Source organism: Candidatus Paracaedibacter symbiosus, from assembly GCF_000757605.1.
GTDB lineage: Bacteria > Pseudomonadota > Alphaproteobacteria > Paracaedibacterales > Paracaedibacteraceae > Paracaedibacter_A > Paracaedibacter_A symbiosus.
This window is the reverse complement of record NZ_JQAK01000035.1, coordinates 1-847: the sequence shown is the minus strand read 5'-3', so window position 1 is coordinate 847 and position 847 is coordinate 1. Positions and strand designations below refer to the sequence as shown.

Genomic DNA, 847 nt, shown 5'->3' with positions numbered 1-847 from the left:
TGCTGGGCATTGCGGAAACTCCGCAAGATGGCAGGCCAAGGGGCACTCAAACATTTGATGTACTGGTATCTCCCCCACAACAAGGCCAAGCTTCCTTTAACACCGCCTTCACATATCAGAGAGTGGGTGTCATGAAAGAAAAGCTTCAGCACTTAAGACTTCATGATCTTTTAAGGCATAGAAATTATTTGACCTTTATGGCGTCAGGGCTTCTTGCATCAAACCTGCTCATGACCTTTGCTTTGTGTACCCAGAGTGAGCGGGTTGTGCTTGTGCCTCCCCATCTCACAGGGCCTACCTGGGTCGAGCGGAACCAAGTATCTGCTCAATACCTTGAAGAGATGGCTTTGTTTTTTGGAAGCATTCTCTTAAACAAAACACCTCAAAGCGCTCCTTATCTTCATGAACTTCTTTTGCGTTATGCAGACGCAAGGGGCATTGGTAAGCTCAAACACCAGCTTCGAGAAGAAGAAGAGAGATATCAAAAAAGCGGCCTTAGCACCTCCTTTTATCCCAAAAAGGTTGTTGTTCGGGAAAAGAACTTACAAGTGGATCTTTCTGGTGAGATGGTCGGTTATGTCAGTCAAAAGTGCATCTTCCAACGGGATGAGACCTATCGCTTAACCTTTTCTTTTGCTCATGGACGGTTGCTCATCACCTCCTTTAAACCTCTGACAGGAAAGGAGCAAGACCATGCGTAAGTTTCCACTTCTAGCAGTATCTTTACTCGCTTCTTCAGTCAGTGCCGTTCAAATCCTTCCCATTAAAGATCATGGCTTCAGCGAGGTGATCATCTCCAGCACAGAACACACGCGTATTTCTGTTGAAAATGACCGCATTGCTCAGC

General features: G+C 46.0%; 2 protein-coding genes. Both read left to right on the top strand.

The features are described 5' to 3' along the window. Window positions 1-27 precede the first annotated feature (27 nt). Window positions 28-135, top strand: a complete 108-nt coding sequence (locus IG80_RS17145) for a type IV conjugative transfer system protein TraL (RefSeq protein WP_420887396.1) — start codon at window positions 28-30, stop codon at window positions 133-135. Continuing rightward, the gene (gene traE, locus IG80_RS0111995) at window positions 132-701 is read left to right on the top strand and encodes a type IV conjugative transfer system protein TraE (protein WP_038461058.1); all 570 of its coding nucleotides are present in this window, start codon (window positions 132-134) and stop codon (window positions 699-701) included. The genes IG80_RS17145 and traE overlap by 4 nt, the downstream gene beginning before the upstream one ends. The last annotated feature ends 146 nt before the right edge of the window (window positions 702-847 follow it).